Genomic DNA, 2,392 nt, shown 5'->3' on the forward strand with positions numbered 1-2,392 from the left:
TAAGAGTTAATAAATGGACTGATCTGCGATCGGCATGTGCCGAAACGCGGATTGTATCAAATGGGCTGATGCGCGGTCTGACTGCGCTAAACTGCGGCATGGGTGGGCCGGAGACCCGGAATAATCAAGAAGGGATAAAGTGGACGAATATTCAAGAATTTTAATTGAAGAATACTGTATGAAGCATAATTCTGCAAAGAGCAAACGCTTGTATAAGCTGGTGCAAAAATCATATGACATTAATGTCGAATTTACTGAAGGTGATAGCTTTTTTATTGAGAAGGTTATTGACCAGGAAGAAAATAATCAGTTAAAGAAGGCCTTTGAAGATTTAAATGGTTTTATGTTTGGATGGTAACCCAGCAGGGAAGCTCTAGTTTAGAAACAGCAAAAGTATCCGGTGAGCCAACAGGAATTTATCAGACGTGGCTTATATAGCATGAAGAAATTTTATGAAACTTGCTGTGATGAGGAATTTGTGTCAGCATTGCTGACACAAATTAGTCGGAGCTATCATCTTGCGATTATGCCCAAGACAAAACTGCAGAGAAGAGACATTTTTATATGACGCTTTGCATCAAAGAAGAATTATCATTTCATTTGAAAAGATAAGGGGATTTAATTATGAAATCAGTAGAAGAAATAACAGCAGTTAATGTATTCAATCCTAATGTCCGAAAAATAAGATGTGTAGAAAACGAACATGATTATCTGGGCGATGGAACTGTTCTTTGTGAATATAATCTTGAAAAAGGAAAAATCTACACTTTTATCAGAGGGGAAATGAAATCATACGGTGCTATGGTATTTCTAAAAGAAGTTTCCAGTCAATATGGTTTTCAAGCATATTTATTTGAAGAACTTGAGCCTTATAACAAACAAATTGCAGCAGAAGCGTATGAAAAGTGGTTAAAAAAAGAATTGGAAATGGCCGAGGAGGATATTTCAAAAGGTAGAGTCTATACGATGGAAGAAGTTCTGGAACATCTTGATAGAATATGTTAGCAATGAATTTTTAAAGAATTTACGAGGTTATCATATGAGAGAGCCTATACAAAAGAGATTTACTGGAAGCAGAGAAACAGAATTATGCTTTGAAAATGAAAAATAATTCAGTATAATTATGGCAAGGAGGTAGGCGCATGGATGAAACTAAAATTATATATCATGGAAGTAATGTCATTGTGCAAAAACCTAAGATTCTGATCAACGGTCATTACAAAGACTTTGGATATGGATTCTACTGTACGAATCTAAAGAAACAGGCAAAACGATGGGCTTTGACGAAACGTGGAGAATCCGTTGTGAACAGCTATGCATATACGAAAAACAGTGATTTGAAAATATGTTCTTTCGAAGAAATGACAGAGGAATGGCTGGGGTTTGTGGTGAATTGCCGAAGAGGTAAGGAGCATGAATTTGATATTGTGGATGGACCTATGGCAGACGATCAGATTTGGGATTATGTAGAAGATTATATGACAGGTGCTATTTCTAAAGCGGCTTTCTGGGAATTGGTTAAATTCAAATACCCTACACATCAGATGGTTTTCTGTACGGAAGAAGCACTGAAAACATTGCGTTTTGAAGGGAGTGAAAAGCTATGACAAACATATATTTCCCGGATGAAGAAATCAAGAAGAACGATGTGTATTTTATTTGTTATATGATTGAACGGGTCGCAAGAAAACTCCATCAGCGTAACAAGTATGTGGTCAATGAGATTGGCAAGGAGAAACTGGAACATTTGATTAGTGTAGCAAATGTTCTTCATGCGGAGAATCCTTTAGCAGTGGAAGATGACTGGATTGAAGAATATAATCTTGCAAAGGGAAATGTTGATGTTACTGCAGTAGATTCAGAATTGGTAACAACAATTCCCAGTGCAACCCAGATGGGGAAGGTCTATCAGAGGTTAATCTACGATACGATGCAGCCAGGAGAATCCGAAGTGGAAGGAATTATCCGGGTTTATAATGATGAAATCTGTGATGTGATTGATAATTATAATTGCAGTGCTTATTATGAACCATCCTATGTAATTGCAAGAGCGTATCAGAATGGTGGGTTTTAAGATTTACAAGGAAGAAGACTTTGTTTCGCCATAATATTTTGTTATATTAACTTCATGGCAACACTTTGGCAACAGTTCATCAGAAAGCCAGTGTAAATTATGTAATAGAAATAAAAACAAGGCATATTGTAAGCAAAACCTTAATTAATTCCGTTAAGTTTTTGCGCTGCAGAGCCGAGTTTGAATAACACCAGGGGGTTTTCATGCCCTTTTGAACCCTTGAAATGACTGGGGGTTGGCGATTCGCCGGTTTGCGGTGATTCTAAAATGATTCTAAAAATCAAGTTCAATATGAGCAGTGACAGATACATTATATAA

General features: G+C 36.8%; 4 protein-coding genes. All 4 read left to right on the top strand.

Annotated elements, in window-relative coordinates; all coding sequences use genetic code 11:
* The first annotated feature begins 139 nt into the window (after window positions 1-139).
* Window positions 140-358, top strand: a complete 219-nt coding sequence (locus JQM82_RS15240) for a hypothetical protein (protein WP_235251256.1) — start codon at window positions 140-142, stop codon at window positions 356-358.
* 266 nt (window positions 359-624) lie between these two features.
* Complete coding sequence (locus JQM82_RS15245; protein ID WP_235251257.1) at window positions 625-1,005, top strand: hypothetical protein; 381 nt, start codon at window positions 625-627, stop codon at window positions 1,003-1,005.
* Between the two features lie 137 nt (window positions 1,006-1,142).
* A complete protein-coding gene (locus tag JQM82_RS15250) occupies window positions 1,143-1,607 on the top strand; it encodes a DUF3990 domain-containing protein (RefSeq protein ID WP_235251259.1) in 465 nt (154 codons plus the stop codon).
* Window positions 1,604-2,074 carry a hypothetical protein gene (locus tag JQM82_RS15255; RefSeq protein WP_235251261.1) on the top strand — a complete coding sequence of 157 codons (471 nt, stop codon included), beginning with the start codon at window positions 1,604-1,606 and terminating at the stop codon, window positions 2,072-2,074. Before JQM82_RS15250 ends, JQM82_RS15255 begins: the two co-directional genes overlap by 4 nt.
* Window positions 2,075-2,392 lie beyond the last annotated feature (318 nt).

The organism is Faecalicatena contorta (assembly GCF_021531995.1).
Lineage (GTDB): Bacteria > Bacillota > Clostridia > Lachnospirales > Lachnospiraceae > Dorea_A > Dorea_A contorta_A.